Below are 19798 nucleotides of genomic sequence, written 5' to 3' on the forward strand. Positions count from 1 at the left end.
CTTGATAACCCGCCACCGCGCCCTCGCGGCTGCCTCCCTGAGCCTGGCCGTCGCCGTCGGCGGCCTTGCCACCGCCACCACGGCACAGGCGTACGACACCGGTAAGACCACCATCAGCTGCAGTGCGGTCAAGATCCGCAAGGTCCCGTCGAAGACGTCCACGGTCGTGGGCATCGGCTACCGGCACGACAAGGTCCTCTACGACCAGTGGGCGTACAAGAAGGCCGAGAAGACCTGGTACACCCGCGGCACCGTCACCCGGAAGTCCGACGGCAAGAAGATCCGCGGCTACATGATCTACAACTGCGCGAACCCGTACGAGACCAACCCCGCGCCGACGCCGTCAATCCCGAAGTAGTGCACCCCGGCAGCCGACTCGAAGCCTGAGCCGGCGCGCCGTCGACAGCAGCACCGGCCCGCTCCGCGGCCTCGCCCCCCTCTCCACGGCGCCAGAGCGGCCTTATCCGCATGCACGCCACGCCGCCCTGAACGGGCGCCGACCCGGCCAGCTGTTTCCTGCACGGCGGGTGCCTTCCCTCTCTGCGAGGCGCTGCCTCGTTCCTCCCCTTCCTTCCGTGATTCCCGCGCGCCGGATTTCGGCGTGCCCAAGGAGCTTCCTTGCACCTGTTCGAAACCGTGCAGTACCTGGCCTACGATCCCGGCATCACGCCGTCGGGCGGTGGACTGCCCGGCCTGAGCGTGCTGAAGAACGTCGTCAACTCGATCAACTTGTTCGGCATCGTCGCCGTCGTCGGCGCCCTCGCTGTATCGCTCGGCGTGTGGGCCTGGGGCCATCACACCGGCGGGCACCAGGCCGAGGCCAACGGGAAGAAGGGCGCGGTCGTGGCCGCAGGCGCCGCCCTGGGCCTCGGCGCCGCGAACGGAATTGTCGCCTTCTTCTCGGCTCTCGGGTCGCAGGTCCACTGATGCAAAAACGATTCCCCTCCCCTTCCCTGTCTTCGTATGGCAGGGGCTGGTCGGCCAACCGGCGCATCGCGATCGCCGCCTCCGCCGTCGCGGTCCTGGTTGCCATCGCCGGGATCGTCGCCCTGCTGACTGGCGGCGGCAACGGCCACCAGGCCCCGGACACCGCCGCGCCCGCCCCGACTGGCAGCCCGTCCTCCTCCGAGGCCGCCCCGAAGCCTTCCTCCGGATCCGGATCGGTGCCCAAGCCTGCGCAGATCGCCGAGCCGGTCGCCTACGCCAAGGCGGCGGCTCAGATGCTGTGGTCCTACGACACCCGCGACACCAGCCGCGACCAGCAACTCGCGGGCATGCGGGCCTGGATGACCACGGAGCCCAAGTACGCCGACTGGGTCTCGGTCTCCGGCCAGGTTCCCGATCCGGTGCTCTGGTCGCGGATGGCCGACCAGGACCAGCACGCCACCGCCAGCGTCACCGAGGGCCACTACCCCTCCGCCTTCAAGCAGGCGCTGGCCGACGACCCGTCCGCGATCACCGAGGCGTACATCTACGTCGTCACCGTCAACGGCAAGCAGCAGATCGCCTGGCAGAAGGGCGGCGGCGGTGCCGAGGAACGGGCCGTGACCCTCGCCGTGCAGTGCCGCCCCAGCCACGACTGCCGCCTTGCCGCCATCGCCCCGAGCGTCACGCAGTGACTCGCACCTGACACACGAAAGAAGGGGCAACTCCCCGTGGGTTTCTGTGACTTCCCCTTGGCAGACAAGCTGTGCGCCGTCGGCGACGCGGTGTCCTTCGCCTCGGACCCCGGCAAGGCCATCGGCGACTGGATGGCCAAGTCCGCCGGTGAACTGGCAGCCGCCGCAGCCGACCTGGCCGCCGAGGCGGTCAACACCACCACCAAGGTCGACCTGAACGCCGCATGGTTCCGCGACAACTACGAGATGCTGCTTCCGCTGGGCCTGGTCCTGCTGGTCGCGACGTTCTGCGCGCAGCTGGTCAGGGCCGCCGTCAAACGCGACGGACAAGCCCTCACACAGGCATTCACCGGCACCATGTCGGGCGTCCTGTTCGCATTCTGCGCCATCGCCCTGACCACGGTTGCCGTCGAGGTGGTCGACGCCGTCTCCGACGGCCTGTTCAAAGCCGCGAAGCTGGACATCGCGTCGGCGGTGCGCCGCATCGTCAAGGTGAACCAGATCGCCGGCCTGTCCGGACTGGGCTGGCTCGTCGCGGTCGTCGCCGGCCTCGGCGCCGCCATCGGCGCCTTCCTCTACTGGTGCGTGATGATGGTCCGCAAGGTCGGCATCCTCGTCATGGTCACCCTGGCGATCTTCGCCTCCGCCGGCGGCGGCTGGGAGGTCGCCAGGCGCTGGCGCAAGGGCTGGATCGAAGCCACCGCCACCCTCGTCGTCTCCAAGCTCTTGATGACCGTGATCTTCGTACTCGGCATCGCCGCCATGGGCAAGACCGAGGCCAAGGACGGCATCGCCGCTCTGGCCGACGTCATGTCCGGCATCGTGATCATGATCCTGGTGCTGCTGTGCCCGTACGCCGTCTTCAAGTTCGTGCACTGGGCGGCCGACGGCACCGACGGCGAGTCCATCCACCGGGCCGGTGGCGCCGGCGCCCAGATCGCCAGGGCCCACGCCGAGAAGGCCGCCCGCAAGGCCGCCGCCGCTGCGGCCACCGCCGGAACCGGTGGCGCTGCCGCCGGAGCAGGCGCCGCACCGCAGGGGCCCTACGCCGCTGGCGGAGACGGTTTCCCCGGCGACGTCGCCGCCAACCCGACCGGTGGAGGCGGAGAGGGCAAGGAAGGTTCACAGGGCGGCGGCTCGCCCGGTGGCGATGCCGTCAAGTCCGGTCTGGAGAAGGCCGTCCAGCCCGCACCGACGAGCGTGTCCGACGACACCAGCGGCCAGGTGGGCGGCAGCCTGGGGCCGGGCGGATCCGGCGCGAACGCCGCATCCGGCCAGGGCGGCGGATGGCAGTCCACGCCGCCGACGACGACCCCGCCGCCGCAGGGCGCACCCCCGTCCTCCGGCTCACAGAGCGCCACGTCCAGCGGGGCGAGCGGACCGCCGCCGCCTCCGGCCGGCCGCTGATCCCTGTCCGACTCCCGGGGGCGGGACATGCACGCCACCCCCCGCCCCCGGGTTCCACCCGCGCCTCCAGGACCCGCCCCCTTGACTGATCTCTCCGTCACCCCGGTCACGGTGAAGTTCCCGCACCGGTCCCGCCGCGGCATCCTCCTCGGCCTCTCTCTGCCCCAACTCGTCCTCGTTTCGTGCACGTTGGCGCTGCTGCTGATGACGGTGATCTCCACCGGACTGCTCGGCGCCGTCGCCCTGGCCCCGCTGTGGGCGGCATCCGGTGCGCTCGTCGCAATCCGCCGGCACGGCCGCTCCCTGATCGACTGGGCGCCGATCGTCGCCCGCTACGCACACCGCCGCCGCAGGGGCCAGACCCTCTGGCTCGCCCGGCCCGTCACCCGTCCCCGACAGGACGGCATCCTCCACCTGCCCGGCACCGCCGCCTCCCTCAAGGTGGTCACCCCCGGCGACTCCGCCAACCAGGCTGCGGCCGTGCACGACCCGCACCAACAGACCCTGACCGCCATCGCCCGCGTCAGCAGCCGTGCCTTCGCGCTCCTCGACCCCACGACCCAGAACCACAACGTCGGCAGCTGGGGACGCGCGCTCGCCGGCATCGCCCGCACCGGACACATCGCCACCGTCCAGGTGCTGGAACGCACCGTCCCCGACAGCGGCGACACCCTCACCCGCCACTGGACCCAGAACGGGCAGCCCCACACCCCCGTCGCCGGACAGATCTACTCCGAACTGGTCGCCTCAGCCGGCCCCGCCGCCGCCCCGCACGAGACCTACCTCGCCATCTCCCTCGACCTCAAAGCCGCCCGGCGCCTGATCAACCAGGCCGGCGGAGGGCTGCCGGGTGCCTTCACCGTCATGCAGCAGACCACCGCGTCCATCGCCCAGGCCGCCCGCAACGCCGGACTCCAGGTCACCGGATGGCTCACCTCCCGAGAGATCGCCGCCGTCATCCGCACCGCCTACGACCCGAAGGCGCTCGCCGCACTGCAGCAGTGGTCCGAAACCGGCCGCGCCGAGGCCGACCCCTCAGCCGCCGGGCCCGTCGTCCAGTTCGAGGAATACGACCGCCTCGCCACCGACTCCGCACGGCACGCGACGTACTGGGTGGAGAACTGGCCGCGCACCGAGATGGGGGCCGGGTTCCTGCACGGGATCATGTTCACGGCCGGCGTGCGCCGCAGCCTCTCCCTGATATACGTGCCGCAGGGGCTCGAGTCCGCGCTGCGGGACGTCCAGCGGAAGAAGGCGGCGATCATCGCCGATGCCAACGAGCGCGCCCGCCGCGGGCAGGTTGACAGTGAGGAAGACTCCGTCGAGTACGCCGACGTCAAAATGCGGGAACGGCAGCTCATCGCCGGGCACGCGGACGTCGCCCTGACCGGCCTGGTCACCGTCACCGCCGAGACCGACGCCCTCCTGGACACGGCCTGCGCACAGATCGAGACCCACGCCGTCACCTCGGGCGTCGACCTCCGTCGGCTGAACTATCAGCAGCCGGACGCCTTCGCCCTCACCGCGCTCCCGCTCGCCCGCACCGCCCTGTGAGCCGGCCCCATCCCCGCCGGCCGGCACCCTGGCCCGCTGCTCTTCGATCACCCGTGACGGACCATCCGTCACCGCCCCTGCCTCCCGGCGGGAAGGACCACCACCTTTGACCTCTCGTACACCACCGGACGATGCGCACCCCTACCTCCGCGCCGCGAGCGCCGGAGTCCGCCACCACACCCGCGCATGGGCGCCGTCGGACGCGAACCCGCTCCGGCCGGCGGACCGCCTGCATCTCGATGTGCTCCACGCCCACCTCACCGCCCTGCACCAACTCCTGGACCACCTCGCCGAAAGCACCCAGCCGCCGCACCCCACCGCCGGCCGCCACCTGGCCACCGCGCACACCCGCCTCTGGCAGGCCGCCAGCGAGGTCCACTCCGCCTTCCACCTGCTGCCCAGCAACGCAGCAGCACAAGCCGAGGCGAGCGCGTGCCATCCCGAACGGCTGCCCGAGGGACCGCCCGTGCTGACGGTCTGCCAGCGCCACCTCGCCGCCGGACACAGCATCCGCCGCAAGACCACCCCCACCGATCTCCGCCCGCGCACCACGGCCTGCGTGCGATGAGCACCACCCGCAGAATCGAGGGCCACCGATGAGCCACCGGCCCGCCCGCCGCGCCTCCGCCAGCCCGCTCTTCACCCCTCACGCCACCGACCGCGCCGGCCGCAAGGCCGCCCGTCGCCAGCTCGCCGAGGCCACCGCCAAGGCCCGCGCGGAAGCCAGCGCCCACCAGAGGGAGAGCACATCCGCCGAGCACGAGATACCCCCCGCGCTCTACCCACCGAGCGGACGCCCCGGGCTCGCCTCCGCACGTGGAAACCGGCTGAAGCTGCCTGCGCACCGCATGACGACGGCGGTGGCCGCCGGCGCGTATCCGTTCCTGGCCGAGGGCGGACTCGGCGCCGAGGGCATCTACATCGGGCGCGACGTCCACGCGGAAGCAAGCTTCGTCTTCGATCCGTTCGCGCTGTACGGCCGCGTCGAGGGATTCACCAACCCGAACCTCTTGCTCGCCGGGGTGATCGGCCAGGGCAAGAGCGCGCTCGCCAAGAGCTTCGCGCTGCGTTCGGTCGCCTTCGGATACCGCGTCTACGTGCCGTGCGACCCGAAAGGCGAATGGACGCCGGTGGCGCAAGCCCTCGGCGGCCGGTCCGTCGCTCTCGGCCCCGGGCTGCCCGGGCGGCTGAACCCTCTGGACGCGGCACCGCGCCCTCAGAGCGTTGCGGAGGCCGACTGGGTCGGCGAGATCCGCAAACGGCGCCTGCTCCTGCTCGGCTCCCTGGCCCGGACGGTCCTGGGCCGGGACCTAATGCCCATGGAGCACACCGCCCTGGACGTCGCCCTGGACTCCGTCGTCACCCGCGCCGCCGCCACCGGCCGCACCCCGCTCCTCGGCGACGTCGCCGCCACCCTCAACAACCCCAGTGCGCTCGACGAAGCCGCCGGGATGATGTCGGGCCAACTCGGCGACGCTGCCCGCGACCTGGCCCACGCGATGCGCCGCCTCGTCCACGGTGACCTGGCCGGCATGTTCGACGCCCCCTCCACCGTGAGCTTCGACCCGACCGCGTCGATGCTCACCATCGACCTGTCCCGGCTCGGCGGCTCCGGCGACGACACCGCCCTCGTCCTGGCGATGACCTGCGCGAGCGCCTGGATGGAATCCGCCCTCTCCGATCCGTCCGGCGGCCGGCGCTGGATCGTGTACGACGAGGCGTGGCGGTTGATGAGACACGTCGGGCTGCTCCAGCGCATGCAGGCCCAGTGGAAGCTCTCCCGCGGCCTCGGCATCGCGAACCTCATGGTGATCCACCGGCTGTCCGACTTGCTCACCGCCGGCGACGCCGGATCACAGGGGCGCGCCCTGGCCGAGGGACTCCTCGCAGACTGCTCCACCCGCATCATCTACCGCCAGGAGACCGACCAACTTAACGCCGCGGCCTCGCTGCTCGGCCTGACCTCCGTCGAAATGGACGCCATCGCCCACCTCAACCGTGGGCGTGGCCTGTGGAAAGTCGCCGGACGATCTTTCATCGTGCAGCACCTCCTGCACAGCCACGAGCTGGCGCTCTTCGACACCGACGCTCGCATGCACTGAAACCGCAAAAGGCTCATGAAACCCGATATCCAGCGCGAACTGATACCGCGCGACGACACCCTCCACCTTATCGGCGCACTCAACGCGATGAAGGCCAAGTTCTCCGACAGCGCCCAGAAGTGGGAACTGCTGGACGAGAGCGGCCACGTGCCGGCCGAGCCCTCCTGCACCGAGCTGCTCCAGCACGCCACCGGTGCGCAGGACCTCTCCCGCGAGGTCCTCCGGCTCACTGCCGAGTTCGCCGCGAGCCCTCACAGCACGAACCGCGCAGGCCGCGCCACCCTGGCCCACCTCGCGACGGCGGGCACCCTGTCGGCCCACGCGACATCGCACTTCGCGGAGACTGCAGAGACTGCCCTCGGTCTGCCGCTCCCCTCCAGCCCAACCGACCCTTACTACCTCAAGAACCGCATGGTCATCGACCACGCCACGGCCCGCGCCTACCTGCGGCGCACCTCGCAGGCCCTCCGCGACGCGGCCAAGGAACTCGACGACCACCTCGACTTCCACCGCTTCTTCCGCGCGCCCTCCCACCGCGAGAGCCCCGTGCCACCGCCGCCCCAACAGAGCGGTCGCCACCGCTAACCCGGGCCGCTCCCGCCTCTTCACAAGGAGTCCCCTGAACCGCCCCGCCCACTTCAGCGACGCCGACTGGGCCGAGTACCAGCAGTGCCAGGCCGAGCACGACGACCTCATGGCGCAGCTCGCCGACCGCGAAGCCCAGATGGAACACGGCCTGATCGCCACGTACGACGAGTACGAACTCGATTTCAGTCCGGTGCCGAAGCCGGAAGCCACCCCCGCTCGACGGACGCCTCCGCCGCACCGCACGCCGACCTCCCGCAGGAGGAGCCGTGGCCGCTGACGGCACGAGTACCCCAGACGCCCGCCGCGCGGCTCCGCTCGCGCCGCTCCCCGACCATCGCAACGTGGACACCCCGTGGTGGCAGGAGCTGTGGCGCCGCCACGTGCACATCACCACACCGCTGCGAGAGCGCGGGCTGGAGTGCGACATCGAGTTCGGCCTCAGCGCCTACATCGTGCGCGTGTCGCTCCCCGACGACAGCTACCTGATCATCAGCCCGCCGCAGGAACCCCCCTCCGAGCGCCCGCCGGGCGACCCTGAGGGCTGGATCGCAACCCGCGAGCACCCCGACGACCAGGAGCTGTTCGAGGTCGTCTACGACTCGGCTCCCTCCGACGACCCCGGTGGCCCCCAGCGGCCCGAAGGGCGCCACGGCGGCAACGCCCAGCCCCTCATCGAGGCGATCGACCATCGCCTCGCCCAGCTCGGGCTGCTGCCACATCCCCCCTCGCCCACCACAGACCCCCACGTGCTCCCGGCTACGCCGGTGCTCCACGGGCCGGAGGCCCCGGACGTCCCCGGCACTTCAGACCGCGCACCTGTCTACATCTACGGCGACGCGATGCTCGCTCTGACCGACCGGCTCAACGGAGCCGAGTCACACGCGGACGCCGCTGCCCTGCTGCACCAGATTCTGGATCCGGTCAACGGCCTGCTCGAACGGCTCGGTGAGTTCTTCGAAGCAGCCGGGGAGAAGGCCAAGGAAGCCGAGGAGGACGACGGCTTCGACCTGTCCTACGACCTCGCCGACGCCGCCGCCGAGATCCGCAACCTCGCAGAGGTGCTGCACATGGCCGAGGACCGGATGCGGGCCCTGACCCCGCTCGTGCCGGCGCCGCGGCTCCCCTCCACCCCGTCCCTTCCACCGCGAGCCCTCCCGTCGACGCCACCGAAGACCGCACCAACGACCAGGCGTACGCGCTGATCCACTCCCTCCCGCAGATCCTTGGAGCCCCCATCCGCACCGCTCGCCGTACCCTGCCGCTGTTCGTCGGCGCCGCCTGCCTCGCCCTGGCGCTCACCGGCTGCACTGACGAAGACGGCACCGCCCACGCCCGGCAGACCCCCAGTGCCAGCACCACCCCGAAGCCCGCACCGGCCCTCACCGCCGGCCTGGCCCGCGACGTCATCGCCCACTACTCGAAGATCAACAACGAGGCCAACGCCGACCGGAACCGCGCCCTGCTCGACACGGTCGAGGACGGACCGCTGTACGCGATGTCCGTCTCGGACTACACCGAGTCCGAAGGACTCCCCACGGCGGACCGCCAGCCGTACAAGCCGTGGTCCTACGACTCCGCGAACGCCAAGCTGTACATCCCGCGCCTGGCCGCCGGACAGGACCGCTGGTTCGTCGCCGCGCTCTCGGACCAGAAGGGCAAGGCCCCCTCCCGTCTGGGGGTGTTCGCCGAACGGCCCCAGCACAAGCGCTGGGAGCTGGTGTCCGTCGTCGACCTCGACGGCCAGAAGCTGCCCGGCATCGCCCTCGATCAGGACGGGTACGCGAGGGCCGTCGCCGCAGACGGCAACAAGCAACTGGCGGCCGGCGCCGGCCCGCTGCGCGCCGCCGTGCTCGACAACTTCGCCACCGGAGGCTCGAGCACCGGGACGAAGGTCTTCGCGCCGACCAAGGCGAGCAAGCAGCAGATCGAGATCCACGACAAGACCGGCGCCCGCTTCGGGAACCAGGGCACCACCGTCTTCGCCGGCGCCGCCAACCGCTACAAGGACGCCTACGCCCTCAAGACCACTGACGGCGGTGCGCTGATCTTCTTCTCCCACACGCACACCCAGACCGATGCCGTCGCGCACTCCGGCCTGCAGATCAACCCCGGCAAGGACGACCGGGCCTGGCTCCACGACGTGCCCCGCACCTCCATCACGTACACGTTCGTGTGCAACGACGCCGCCGCCGTCCCCGTGAAGCCCGGACCGTCCCGGCTGATCGGCTACATCTGCGCTCGCACCGACGCCTCCGGCCCCCCGGTCGCCGCGTGGTCGGACCGCGCGTAGACGTCCTCTCCCACGCGGGCCGCCCGCCACCTTGATGGCCGACGAACGTCCCCCACCCCACTGCTCGAACCGGAGAGTTCCCTGTCCACACGCTCCTTCATCGCCCGCCCCACCGACGGAACGGGGTACAGCGGCATCCACGTCCAGCTTGACGGCGTGCCCAGCCACCACCTGCCTCTGCTCCTGGCCGCCTATCAGCACAAGTTCGGGCGGAACGTGGAGGCCATGTCCCGGCACCTCATCGACGACGTCGCCGTCGGCTGGGACGAGCTGGGCACCGATCTCCTCGACGACGCCCCGCCCGCGCTCGTGGCCGCGCTGACCGGCGGCGAGCACTGGCCCAGCCGCACCCTCGACCACCTGATCACCCCGGACGGCTCCCCGCCGCGGCGCATGTCGGTCACCGCCTATACCGCCGACGAGCAGGACATGCAGTGGGGGTACATCCTGCACAAGGAGGGCATCGAGGTGATCAGCCTCCTCCACGAGGACATCGGACCGGTCGTGGACTGGGCCATCGACCCGCGCACCGCCTTCAACGACTACCCGGCGGCCTGGTCTTCCCTCGACCCCGTACCGGTTCTCCGGGCATCTCGCAGCGCGCCGCCCCCGAGCGCTCCCGCCGCCGCCCCGGCGAAGGCCGGCAACCCGCGCCCCGCCACGCGCCGCTAGTCCCCCTCGTCTCCCCGGAGCCTTCCCTGCCCCCGCACACCACGCCCTTGATCACCGTCGTCATCGCCAGCCGCCTGCGCGAAGACCGGCTCGACCACCTGACCGCCATGCACGCCAGCCTCACCCGGCAGTCCGTGCCGTGGGAGGCCGTGATCGCGATCGACGGCGCCTCTCCAGACCGCCTGCCGACCCCGCTCGCGCAGGACCCTTGCGTCCGCACGCTGGTGCTGCCCCGTCCGGTCGGGGCCGCCTGCGCCCGGAATCTGGCCCTAGCCCACGTCCGTACCCGGTACACGAACTGGGCGGACGACGATGACGAGTTCACCGACGACGCCATGTCCGTACGGCTGAACACCCTGGAATCGACCGGGGTGGGCTGGTGTGCGGGATGGAGCGAGGACCAGCACTCCGACGGCTCCACCACCCTGTGGCGATGTCCCACACCGCCCGGCCGCCACGAGGCCGGCGACGTGTGGACGTACTGGAAGTCCCCGGCGGACACCATCCCCATCGGGCCGACCACGATCCTCGCCCGCACCGACCTCGTGCGCGCCGCTCCGATGGGCGGACTCGTCCAGGGCGAGGACTACTGCGCGGCTCTCGGCGTGACCGCTCTCGCGCCCGGAATCCTGCTGCCGGTCCCCGTATACAGATACCGCAAATGGGACGGGCAGATGACGGCCCAGGTCGGGTATGACCAGCTGGAGGCGGCGGCCCGGGAGCACGCCTGGGCCTACGGCCGCAGCCTGCGCGCCGTCCTGCACCGCGGTGAGGACGAGGTCGATGGGTGAGGCGCAGATCATCCTGTCGCACAGCCCGGAGTCGGGCCTCGTCGCCATCGCCTCAGGCGAGCAGTACCCGTGGGCGCGCACCACCCTCGCCGCAACGCTGTCCCGCCTGTCCGGCACCCGTGACCGATGCCGAGACCCTGCTCGCCGAGGTCGTCCACGGCGGTCCTGCGCCGTCGCAAGGCCGCGCTTGGCCGGCCATCGAGACCTGGGCGCAGCGACGGCGAGATCTTCCGGCGCCAAGCCCTCGTGAGCGCACCCCACCGCCGCCCCGTCCTCCCCGTCGCCGCGCCGGTCCGCCCCCTCCACGCGGCCCGTCCCGCGCACCGCAGCCACTGACAGCTCCACCCCGACAACGTCAGGAGAACCCCGCCCCCTTGCAACCCGGCACCCACTTCGCCTTCGGCACCCACGACACGCACGGCTTCGTCGCTTCCTACACCTCCTCCCTTCCCGCGCACATCGCCCACTGGTACCTGGAACGCGAGCAGTTCGAGCCCGTCCCCGGTGAGCCCGGGCTGTACCGGCTCAGCGAGCCCGAGCGCGACGGTCGGCGCCGCACCCGCCAGGCCGTCGACGATCTTCGCCTCCTGGGCTACACGGTGCAGGCCGACATGCGCGTCGACCCGGCCGTCTCCGCCAGCCCACCACGCCCGGTCCGGCCCAACGGGCTCCAGGAACGCCGCCGTCTCGCCCAGGCCGCCGCCGGCCGAACGACTCAGCGTCGCGCCACACCGCCCACCACCTCCGCGCCGGCCGCCCGGCCGATCCCGCCGAAGCCCACCTACGCACCGACCGTCCACCTGACGGCCTCGGGCGGCGGGCGGTCCCGATGACGCCCGCAAACAACCAGATGCCCGACGGCCCCCGGCCGATGGCACCGGAACTCGCCAACGCTGCACGCGACTTCCGGCTGCGGATGACGGTCATCGACCGCGAGACCGAAACGGCGCTCGACATGACACGCGACCGCTACGGCCGCACCGTCCACCCAAGCGCCGCAGCAGCCGCACGAGCCCACCGCGACAAGGCGGCGGTGGAGGCGTACACCACCCACCTCGCCCCGCACACCGATGCTCTGCTCGATGTCGCCCGCCGCGCGCTCGACGAGCTGCCACCTGCCCGGCATCTGGCCGGGTGGCGGGCCGTGCTGGACGGCTTGGCCGCCTCCGCCGCCGAGATTCGCCGGACGCTCGACCGGCCGGCCGCTCCCGGCTCCCCGGAGGAACGCGGGCAGCACTCGGCACTGTGGCCGCACCTCACCGCATGGGCGGATCACAGCCTTATCGCCAGCAACCTCGCCGACCAGAGCGATGGGCACCACCACAAGGCACCGCTGACCGACGAAGAACAGCGGATGTGGACCGAGGTGGCCCAGGCCGCGCAGGGGCGAGGCGAACTGGAGCTGACCGAGTCCTGGTACGCCGCCGACGGGCAACCGATCGCCCTCGCCTACCTGGTCGAAGACGACGACTCGACGCTGGTCGCGCTGCGAGGGGACCCGGATGCACCGGGCTGGCAGGTGATCGGTCACTACGCCCACGAATACGAGGCAGGAAAGGTATTGCCCGTCCCGGTCCCGCCTGGCGTGCTGCGCGCGGACGTCTCCCGGTTCAACCGCCCGGTGCCGGCCCCGGAGGTGTCGCTGCAGGAACTCATCCGCAATGTCGTCGAAGGCCGGACTGCGGGTGACGCGTCCGACGCTCTTTTCGGGGCCGTCCAGCGCGGCTACGACGCGGGCCCGATGGTCCGTCTCCAAGAACTCCTCGAAACGAGTGGCCAGTTCGCCAGCGCGCTGGAGACCGCGCAGGGCCGCCAGATCGCCGCCCGCCTCTCGGCGCTGGGCCGGCAGATCGAGTTCCTCACCCGCGAAGTCGAGGAGGCGGCCGAGGACCTCGGCGCGACCGTCGCCGTCCTGCCGCCGCACCGCACCCCCGTGCTGCGCGTCCGCCCGCGCCCCGCCGTGGACACCGCACCACCCACGCCGCCGCCCCGCGTCAGCACGCCCGCCCGCCACCGTTGAGCACCGAGAAAGCACCCGTTGTCCCCGACCGCACTCCCGGCCCCTGCACCGCGCACCACCTACGGCGCGGTGCCGGGCAGCCCGTACGTCACCCGCCTGGTCGGCGGCACCCTCACCTGCCGCCTCCCCAACGGCATGGCGCCCGTCGCCATCCTCCTGTGGGCCACCGCGAGCGGAGGCAGCATCACCTTCGGCGGGCTGCTCAGCGCCCTGCACGGGCTGCCCTGCCCGCTGACCCAGCCGGTCAAGGGACGCCTCATGGACCGCGGCGGCCACAGCACGGTGCACCTTCCGGCCGGCGCGCGCCGACGTCTCGGTCCCACCGGACACATGCAGCGCGGCCGGCACAGACGCCCTGATCAGGGCGCAACCCCCTACTTTCTAACCCTTTTGAGGAGATCCATTTATGGCCGTCCGTACGCAGTGGACCGTGGAGCACGCATGCTCTCACCAGGTGGTTCATGACTTGTCCGGACGTCCTGCCGACAAGCGGGCGGGATTTGCCCGCTGGCTCGCGGCCAAGGACTGCAGCGACTGCTGGAAGGCGGCGCGCGACGCCGACACCGAGTCCAAGGAGGAGTGGCTCGCGGCAAAGCGCGCCTCCGAGCAGGAGGCGGCCCTCGCGTGGGCGAAGCAGTTCGACATGCCGCAGTTGGAAGGCCCCGAAAAGGCCCTGGACTGGGGTGAGCGCTCCCGCCACCAGCTGATGACGGCCGCGCACACCGCGCTGGTCGTAGAGGGGAGTTGGGACGAGGCCGACTGGGCGGAGCTGGAGGAGAAGGCCCGCTCCATCACGCGCGCCGGGTGGTGGATAGATCAGAGGGACGCAGAGGGCACCGACATGCTCGAACTCCTCGACGCAGCCACCGAGGCGGACCGCGGGACGGACAACCCGTTCCGCTGACAGCGGGGAACATAGCCGGGAAACGCCGGTTAGCCAAACCGGCGTTCCTCCGGACCATTGTTCCTCCCACCCCGCCCACCTCGCGTGGAAGGAACAGCATGTCCCAGCCCCCGCCCACGTCAGCCTTCGCGCCGACACCCGACCCGCTCACACCCGACCGGGACATCACGCACCAGCACTTCCAGGCCGGTGACACCGTCGTCGTCCTCAAAGGGGTGGCCGGCGGTGAACTGTGGGGAGACGCGATGCGCGTCGTCGCTCCGTCCTGGCACACCCTGACCGACGAGGACGGCTGGCGGCTGCGGGATGCGACCGGCGGAGCCCAGTCCTACGTCACCGCGCACCCCCGCTACCTCGTGCACCTCTCACGCCGCTGCCCGGACTGCCTGATCCACCTGCGAGCCATGGAGGACACGCTCCTTGCGCGGTTCGCCGGCCGCGACGAGCTGATCGACTGCGGCTGGTACACCACCACCGCCCTGGGTCAGCTCGTGCACATCGCCGACATCCGGGGCGGCCGGTGATCCCCCGCCTCCATGAGCGGACCCACACTCCGCGCGACCCGCTCGCCGAGGCGCTGGGGCGGCCCATCTCGGCGAACGAGGGCCTGACGGAATACACGGTCGTCGCCCACTGGCCGGGCCTGGATTACTTCACCCTGGACGACGAGCAGAGGACCTGGACGTCCGTCCAGTGGGCCGAGCACCTCGAAGACCCGTACCTGGAGCACCCGTTCGCCGCACGCCCGAATGATGACCGGCGGCCGATTCTCCACCTCGACGTCCGACTTCACCCGGACGACCGGGAGCTGACCGGCCCCGAGTGGGCCGAAGCCGCCCACCGGCTCGCGCGGGCCGCCGGCATCGAGATTCCGGGCAAGGAGGACGGCTGCCGGTGGATCGCCGTTCAGGCCCAGCCTGGACGCCTCGACCTGATCGCCAACCTGATCCACCTCGACGGCGCATGGCACACCCCGCCCGCAGACATCCTGCGGCGCCTCTCGGACGAGGCGCGCCGCATCGAGCAGGACCTGCACCTGATCCCCGTCCGCACTGGGCCCGCCCCGCGGCCCGCCATCCGGCTGGCGCCCACGGCATCGGCCCAGCTCGCGAGCGTCCTCACGCAGCTCGCCGACGAGCAGGCCGGCCCGCTGGCCACGGTCCGCGGACTCGTCGAGCACGCCGCGCACCGGATCGCCCGCCAGCCCGGCGTCGCCGGGACCGACACCGCGCACCGCCTGGAGCTGGTCGCCCGCCGCCTCCACGCCATCCAGCAGGACCTGGACAGCATCGCAGCCCACATGATCCAGCCCCGGGTCGCCGCCGTACCGCCCGCCGCCCGGCACACCGCCCACCGATCGCCGTAGGAGAAACGTCTCCTTGCCCCGCACCGACCGCTTCCTGGACATCCGCCGTGACCCGCACTCCGACGAACTCCTCGCCCGTGGTGGCGACTCCGAGGCGCACAGCATTCTCCAGCGCGCGGGTTTCATCGCCGTCGTCCGCGTCCACGAGACCTACCACCGTGCCCCCACCGGCCTCACCGAAGACGACGAGTCCCGTCTCGCCGCCGACGCTGTCGCCCGTCTCCGGGCCATCGGATACCACGTCGACTGCGACAAGGACTTCGACACAGACGCCCGTCCGGCCAGTCACCTGCCGCTGGGCTCCGCGGTCGCCCACCTCGCCGAGCGCATTCGCGAGGCCACCACCACCGAAGAGGCGGCTGACGCGCTGACCGAGCTGACCGCCGCCCACGACGGCATCCTCGTCGCCCTGCGCGAAGTCCTCACTGCCACCGCCGAATTCCACGAAGGGCTCGGAGGAGCAGCCGATCAACACGTCGCCCGGCGCCTTCGCTACCTGGACGAATGGCGCGTTCGCTCGCTTCTGAACGATCTCTCGGCCACCCGCAACGCTCTCGCCGACCGGCGCGCCCCTCACCCCGGTCGCAGCATCTGCACCGGGGAGGTCCCCGCCACCGAGCGCGAGCGCTCCGCCGTATGCGCCTGCCCGCCCCCGCCGCGCTCGCTCCCGACCCCGCCACCACCGGTCGCGGCCGGACTGCGCCGCTGACCCCCTCGCCCAAGGACACCATGCACGACCACGACACCTCCGAGCGCCTCGCCTCGTACGCCGACGTCCTCGCCGGTGAACTCCCCGACACCTGGACCAGCACTCACCTCCCGCCGGACGCCAAGGACGACCTCGCCGAACTCGCCGACCGCATCTGGGACCTGGACCTGGTCGCCGCTTCTCTGGCCGAGCACCCGCTCCAGCAGGCAGCCGTCCTGAGGCGCTCCGACGGCGCCCAGCTGGTCCTTCTGGACCGGCACGATGAACGCGACGGGTTCCTTCTCGCCGCCGTCGCACCCCGCGCCCTGCCCGACGAGGCGTACCGCGCCGTCCCCGAGCCCAACGGCATCGCCCTGGCGGACGACCCGTTCCTGGGCGCCGAGCAGGTCGCCGGCGACTTGCTCGCCCGCTACGACAGCGCGCTCGCCCAGGTCCGGCACAACGCCCTGGGCGGCATCCAGCCCTCCCAGCCGGACCGGGTCGTCCTGACCTGGCAGCCGGACGGCAGCGTCGCCACCGCCCCCGTCGACGACCGTGCCGGTGCCATCCTCGTGGACAACGGCTTCATCCAGGAGCCGCAGAGCGGCATCTACCGCCTCAGCGGCGACGACACCAAGGCACAGGCGCGCGCCCTGCGTGCGATCGGCCCGCAGCTCGACGGGCTCGGCATCGGCACCGCCCTCCAGCACCCCGCAGGCCGCACCGCGCCCACCTCCACTTCCGCTTCCATGCCGCCGGCCCCGGCCGCACCCCGAGCCTCGGCGACCAGGACCCGATGAGGCAGGGCGAGCCCGACTTCGCGGTGTGGGAGTACATCACCATCACCAAGGACTCCCGCACCGGGCTGGTCATCGCCCTCGGCGGCACCCAGGAAGCGGCCGGCATACTCCAGCGAAACGGTTTCCTCAATGCCCCAGGTCCCCGGGGCGAGTACCACCGACTCCCGCTCGGCCTCCCGTCAGAAGACGAGCGCCACAGGGCCACGGCCGCCTCGCACGCCCTGCTCGCCGCCGGATACAGCGTCCACCTCGCGCCGGCGCTGAACACCTTCGGACCGCCCGACGACGAACGTGAGGCCGCCCTGCGCTATCTCGCCCAGTTCTCCCGACGGGCCCTCGACGCTCGCAGCGGTGGCGAGGTCGCCGCGGTCCTGACCGAGATCGCCGAACCCGATGCCGGCCTGCTGCCTCTCCTTCGCGAGGCCCTCGTCGGCGCCTTCATCGGTTGGTCCCGGCTGCTGGAGACCACCGGCGCTGACCCGCAGGCGGCCGTGCAGCTCGGGCAAACGGCGCACGCTCTCGCCCGCGCCGAAGACAGCATCCTCCTGTCCCGCAATGACGCCGCGCGGACGGCCCACCGGCCGGCACCCGCAACGACGCTGCCCAGCCCGGCGCAGCCATCCGCCCCCATGTCCCGCCATCGATGAACGTGCGGCAGCTGCTTCGCCCCACCGGCTCCGCCGCTCGCGTAGCTGAATCGTCCCTGCCCGCTCTCCGTCCGACAGGAGTCCACACCCGCTTGCCTCCGCGTCAGCCGTCTGCCGTCCCCTATGTCCTGGCCGCCCCCCGGCTACCTTGCCGGCGGGGGTGACTGGGAGCAGTTGACCGAGCTGCTGCTGCGCGGGCACGGCTGGCACAACGTGTCCACGATCGACCAGCACACGGCGCTGGCCAGCCCCGACGGACGCCTGCATGTCGTACACGGCCGGCGTGCGGGCTGGACCTGGAACCTGCGCGCCACCGGCCCTGCCGGGCATCAGTGGGAAGCACTCCTCGGCGCGTACCTCCCCGTCGAGTACGTCAGCGCCCTGGTCGACGCCATGCGCCAACCGCCAACCGCCGCCAGCGGGTGGGCCATTGCCCCGCTGCTGGAGGCGGGTTGGCGCCCGGACGGTACTGGCCCCGCCTTGACAGCGGTGTCACCGGACGGCCTGGTCCGCATCACCGGACAACCCGAACACGCCCGCACGCCAGGACCGTGGCATGCCCAGTGCACGGTCAACGGTTTTTGCTGGTGGACGGCCGCCTTAAGCCCCCACACCTCGCTCGCTGTCGTCACGGCGTTCACCCGCAGTCTCGCCCGCGACGATCCGCTACCGCGGATGGCCATCGGAACGCCGCTGTACGGCTGCGGGCCCCACACCCGCCTGGCCCGGACAGCGCACGGGTGGGACGACGAGCAGGCACTGCTCGAAGCCCGGATCACCGACGCCCGCACCAGGCGGACCACCGGATCGGGGAGCGCTGCGCCTGAACTGAAGCCCGCCCGGGCCACTGCGGCCACCCGTAACCGCTGACCCGCACGGCCCCCGCGCGCCACCGCCCTCTTCCCTTTCCCCTAATTCCTTCGTTCAGGAGCCTTCCGTACCCCGCATTCCCCTTCGTACCGAGCCACCACCGATCGCCGCCGAGCGTCGGCCTCGTCTGGCCGGCCTCCTCTTCCGCCGCTACCTGCGCGTTTGTATCCCCATCGGCCCCGATCACACCGTGCCCCTGGCCGGTGCGCGCCCGGAGGCCGGGCTCGCCGAGCTCCAGCGCGTCGGGCACCGCCACCATCACTGACCGTCCCCCTGCCCCGGAGGAGCATGTCCCACCACGCCCCCTACCCGGTGCGGCTGGCCGACGAGATCACCCGTCACCTCGGCCAGCTCGCCGACCATCTCTCTCAGCTCCCCCCACCCCAGGCCGCGCAGGTCATCGCCCGCGTCCTCGACCCGGATGCCGGAGTCCTCGGCGGCATCACCCACCTCGTGGCCACCGGCAGCGTGTTCGCCAAGGACCAGGCCGAACGAGGCGCCCTCCCCGCGGAAGTGTGGCTCGCCCTTGGCCGCGCCGCGAACGAACTGCACGACATCAGCCTCGACCTGGACGAACACAGGGACACCCTGCAGCACGTCGGCACCCAGCCCACCACCACCGCGGCCAAGCCCCCGGCACCCGCACCGCTCGTCGTCCGGCGGCACCGGTGAAGAACAAGCAATGGCAAGGCTGGGGACCAGGCGAGCAGGCCGAGCAGCACTACCTCGTCCAGCCCCGTGCCCTCGCCAGCGGCGGCGACGTCCGCCACGTCTCGGAGTTCCTGCGCGCCTCGGGCTGGCGGGACAAGTCCAAGAAGGGCGGTCCTCTGCTCATGGAGAGCCCGGACCGCACCGCCCGCGTCTCCTACGACCCCTACATCCTGCCCGGCGGGTGGACCATCCACGGCCAAGCGGACGGCCCCAACGGCGAATGGACGGCGCACCTGGGCCGGCAGACGCCGGTGGAGATCGTCGCCGGTATGACCGACGCCCTCACCCGACCCCGCTCAGCCCACGCCCCCAACGTCTGGGCACCCCTGCAGGAGCAGAACTGGCACGCGCGTTTTGAGGGCGAGCACTACACGGCGACCAGCCCCGACGGCACCGCGTGGATGCAGTACCACCACAGCCCCGACGGCACAGCGATGTGGTGGACCGGGGCACAGGACAAGCAGGGAAACGGCTGGACGGCCAACTTCACGCCCAACACTCCGATGCACCTGGTGCAAGCCCTCTCGGCCGAACTCGCCAGCCCCGATCCCGTGATGCGCCCGCGCGGGCGCGTCCCGCACAGCGCACAGATCCGCACCTGGTCGGTCTCCGTCAAGCCCTCCCAGCTCAGTGCGTGGCAGCAGGCCCGGATCACGGCCGCCCGCGCCGCCACCTGGGCCCGTAACAGCGCCCGAAGCACACGGCCACGCGCCACCGCCCGTCCCTACGCCCCCGCCGGCGGCGCCCGGACCCGCCGCTGACCCGACGC

Annotated in this window: 25 protein-coding genes; all 25 read left to right on the forward strand. The window is 71.7% G+C overall.

What is annotated here, in order from left to right:
- The first annotated feature begins 1 nt into the window (after position 1).
- The 25 genes from SCAB_RS10510 to SCAB_RS10625 all read left to right on the forward strand — a co-directional run bounded on the left by SCAB_RS10510 (position 2) and on the right by SCAB_RS10625 (position 19790).
- A complete protein-coding gene (locus SCAB_RS10510) occupies positions 2–358 on the forward strand; it encodes a hypothetical protein (protein ID WP_013000051.1) in 357 nt (118 codons plus the stop codon).
- 260 nt (positions 359–618) lie between these two features.
- Entirely contained in the window at positions 619–927 is a 309-nt protein-coding gene (locus SCAB_RS10515) for a DUF6112 family protein (protein ID WP_041669032.1), read from the forward strand.
- On the forward strand, positions 927–1619 hold the full coding sequence (locus SCAB_RS10520) for a hypothetical protein (RefSeq protein WP_013000053.1): 693 nt from the start codon (positions 927–929) through the stop codon (positions 1617–1619). Before SCAB_RS10515 ends, SCAB_RS10520 begins: the two co-directional genes overlap by 1 nt.
- 36 nt (positions 1620–1655) lie before the next feature.
- Entirely contained in the window at positions 1656–3026 is a 1371-nt protein-coding gene (locus tag SCAB_RS10525; RefSeq protein WP_013000054.1) for an SCO6881 family protein, read from the forward strand.
- A gap of 81 nt (positions 3027–3107) precedes the next feature.
- Positions 3108–4580: an SCO6880 family protein gene (locus SCAB_RS10530; RefSeq protein ID WP_013000055.1), complete on the forward strand. Its 1473-nt coding sequence runs from the start codon at positions 3108–3110 to the stop codon at positions 4578–4580.
- A 106-nt stretch (positions 4581–4686) separates the two neighbouring features.
- Positions 4687–5148 carry a DUF6238 family protein gene (locus SCAB_RS10535; RefSeq protein WP_013000056.1) on the forward strand — a complete coding sequence of 154 codons (462 nt, stop codon included), beginning with the start codon at positions 4687–4689 and terminating at the stop codon, positions 5146–5148.
- 28 nt (positions 5149–5176) lie between these two features.
- Positions 5177–6682 (forward strand): VirB4 family type IV secretion system protein, encoded by a 1506-nt coding sequence (locus SCAB_RS10540; protein WP_013000057.1) that lies wholly within the window; start codon positions 5177–5179, stop codon positions 6680–6682.
- Positions 6683–6697: 15 nt separating this feature from the next.
- Positions 6698–7267, forward strand: coding sequence for a hypothetical protein (locus tag SCAB_RS10545; RefSeq protein ID WP_013000058.1), 570 nt, complete (start codon positions 6698–6700; stop codon positions 7265–7267).
- A 109-nt stretch (positions 7268–7376) separates the two neighbouring features.
- On the forward strand, positions 7377–7547 hold the full coding sequence (locus SCAB_RS47270; protein WP_013000059.1) for a hypothetical protein: 171 nt from the start codon (positions 7377–7379) through the stop codon (positions 7545–7547).
- Positions 7537–8472 carry a hypothetical protein gene (locus tag SCAB_RS10550; RefSeq protein WP_013000060.1) on the forward strand — a complete coding sequence of 312 codons (936 nt, stop codon included), beginning with the start codon at positions 7537–7539 and terminating at the stop codon, positions 8470–8472. Before SCAB_RS47270 ends, SCAB_RS10550 begins: the two co-directional genes overlap by 11 nt.
- Before the next feature lie 293 nt (positions 8473–8765).
- Positions 8766–9560: a hypothetical protein gene (locus tag SCAB_RS10555; RefSeq protein WP_013000061.1), complete on the forward strand. Its 795-nt coding sequence runs from the start codon at positions 8766–8768 to the stop codon at positions 9558–9560.
- A 156-nt stretch (positions 9561–9716) separates the two neighbouring features.
- A complete protein-coding gene (locus tag SCAB_RS10560) occupies positions 9717–10232 on the forward strand; it encodes a hypothetical protein (RefSeq protein ID WP_013000062.1) in 516 nt (171 codons plus the stop codon).
- Between the two features lie 47 nt (positions 10233–10279).
- On the forward strand, positions 10280–11023 hold the full coding sequence (locus tag SCAB_RS10565) for a glycosyltransferase family 2 protein (protein ID WP_013000063.1): 744 nt from the start codon (positions 10280–10282) through the stop codon (positions 11021–11023).
- A gap of 374 nt (positions 11024–11397) precedes the next feature.
- Positions 11398–11856 (forward strand): hypothetical protein, encoded by a 459-nt coding sequence (locus tag SCAB_RS10570; RefSeq protein WP_013000064.1) that lies wholly within the window; start codon positions 11398–11400, stop codon positions 11854–11856.
- Positions 11853–13043 (forward strand): hypothetical protein, encoded by a 1191-nt coding sequence (locus tag SCAB_RS10575; protein ID WP_086022848.1) that lies wholly within the window; start codon positions 11853–11855, stop codon positions 13041–13043. Before SCAB_RS10570 ends, SCAB_RS10575 begins: the two co-directional genes overlap by 4 nt.
- An 18-nt stretch (positions 13044–13061) precedes the next feature.
- Complete coding sequence (locus tag SCAB_RS46905; RefSeq protein ID WP_013000066.1) at positions 13062–13508, forward strand: hypothetical protein; 447 nt, start codon at positions 13062–13064, stop codon at positions 13506–13508.
- Positions 13450–13947, forward strand: coding sequence for a hypothetical protein (locus tag SCAB_RS10585; RefSeq protein WP_173402856.1), 498 nt, complete (start codon positions 13450–13452; stop codon positions 13945–13947). The genes SCAB_RS46905 and SCAB_RS10585 overlap by 59 nt, the downstream gene beginning before the upstream one ends.
- 98 nt (positions 13948–14045) lie before the next feature.
- The gene (locus tag SCAB_RS10590; protein WP_013000068.1) at positions 14046–14471 is read left to right on the forward strand and encodes a hypothetical protein; all 426 of its coding nucleotides are present in this window, start codon (positions 14046–14048) and stop codon (positions 14469–14471) included.
- The gene (locus SCAB_RS10595; protein ID WP_013000069.1) at positions 14468–15313 is read left to right on the forward strand and encodes a hypothetical protein; all 846 of its coding nucleotides are present in this window, start codon (positions 14468–14470) and stop codon (positions 15311–15313) included. The genes SCAB_RS10590 and SCAB_RS10595 overlap by 4 nt, the downstream gene beginning before the upstream one ends.
- A 13-nt stretch (positions 15314–15326) precedes the next feature.
- Positions 15327–16022: a hypothetical protein gene (locus SCAB_RS10600; protein ID WP_013000070.1), complete on the forward strand. Its 696-nt coding sequence runs from the start codon at positions 15327–15329 to the stop codon at positions 16020–16022.
- 20 nt (positions 16023–16042) lie between these two features.
- Positions 16043–16801: a hypothetical protein gene (locus SCAB_RS10605; RefSeq protein WP_013000071.1), complete on the forward strand. Its 759-nt coding sequence runs from the start codon at positions 16043–16045 to the stop codon at positions 16799–16801.
- Positions 16798–17448 carry a hypothetical protein gene (locus tag SCAB_RS10610; RefSeq protein ID WP_013000072.1) on the forward strand — a complete coding sequence of 217 codons (651 nt, stop codon included), beginning with the start codon at positions 16798–16800 and terminating at the stop codon, positions 17446–17448. Before SCAB_RS10605 ends, SCAB_RS10610 begins: the two co-directional genes overlap by 4 nt.
- A gap of 174 nt (positions 17449–17622) precedes the next feature.
- Positions 17623–18318: a DUF317 domain-containing protein gene (locus SCAB_RS10615; RefSeq protein ID WP_041669037.1), complete on the forward strand. Its 696-nt coding sequence runs from the start codon at positions 17623–17625 to the stop codon at positions 18316–18318.
- 288 nt (positions 18319–18606) lie between these two features.
- Positions 18607–18990, forward strand: a complete 384-nt coding sequence (locus tag SCAB_RS10620; protein WP_013000074.1) for a hypothetical protein — start codon at positions 18607–18609, stop codon at positions 18988–18990.
- Positions 18987–19790 (forward strand): DUF317 domain-containing protein, encoded by an 804-nt coding sequence (locus tag SCAB_RS10625; RefSeq protein ID WP_013000075.1) that lies wholly within the window; start codon positions 18987–18989, stop codon positions 19788–19790. The genes SCAB_RS10620 and SCAB_RS10625 overlap by 4 nt, the downstream gene beginning before the upstream one ends.
- The last annotated feature ends 8 nt before the right edge of the window (positions 19791–19798 follow it).

Source organism: Streptomyces scabiei 87.22 (genome assembly GCF_000091305.1).
Taxonomy (GTDB): domain Bacteria; phylum Actinomycetota; class Actinomycetes; order Streptomycetales; family Streptomycetaceae; genus Streptomyces; species Streptomyces scabiei.

Bases quoted from the DNA above. Each gene is read 5' to 3' on its own strand.
- SCAB_RS10520 (WP_013000053.1), top strand. From the start codon at position 927: ATGCAAAAACGATTCCCCTCCCCTTCCCTGTCTTCGTATGGCAGGGGC.
- SCAB_RS10540 (WP_013000057.1), top strand. From the start codon at position 5,177: ATGAGCCACCGGCCCGCCCGCCGCGCCTCCGCCAGCCCGCTCTTCACC.
- SCAB_RS10545 (WP_013000058.1), top strand. From the start codon at position 6,698: ATGAAACCCGATATCCAGCGCGAACTGATACCGCGCGACGACACCCTC.
- SCAB_RS47270 (WP_013000059.1), top strand. From the start codon at position 7,377: ATGGCGCAGCTCGCCGACCGCGAAGCCCAGATGGAACACGGCCTGATC.
- SCAB_RS10555 (WP_013000061.1), top strand. From the start codon at position 8,766: ATGTCCGTCTCGGACTACACCGAGTCCGAAGGACTCCCCACGGCGGAC.
- SCAB_RS10575 (WP_086022848.1), top strand. From the start codon at position 11,853: ATGACGCCCGCAAACAACCAGATGCCCGACGGCCCCCGGCCGATGGCA.
- SCAB_RS10585 (WP_173402856.1), top strand. From the start codon at position 13,450: ATGGCCGTCCGTACGCAGTGGACCGTGGAGCACGCATGCTCTCACCAG.
- SCAB_RS10590 (WP_013000068.1), top strand. From the start codon at position 14,046: ATGTCCCAGCCCCCGCCCACGTCAGCCTTCGCGCCGACACCCGACCCG.
- SCAB_RS10605 (WP_013000071.1), top strand. From the start codon at position 16,043: ATGCACGACCACGACACCTCCGAGCGCCTCGCCTCGTACGCCGACGTC.
- SCAB_RS10610 (WP_013000072.1), top strand. From the start codon at position 16,798: ATGAGGCAGGGCGAGCCCGACTTCGCGGTGTGGGAGTACATCACCATC.
- SCAB_RS10620 (WP_013000074.1), top strand. From the start codon at position 18,607: ATGTCCCACCACGCCCCCTACCCGGTGCGGCTGGCCGACGAGATCACC.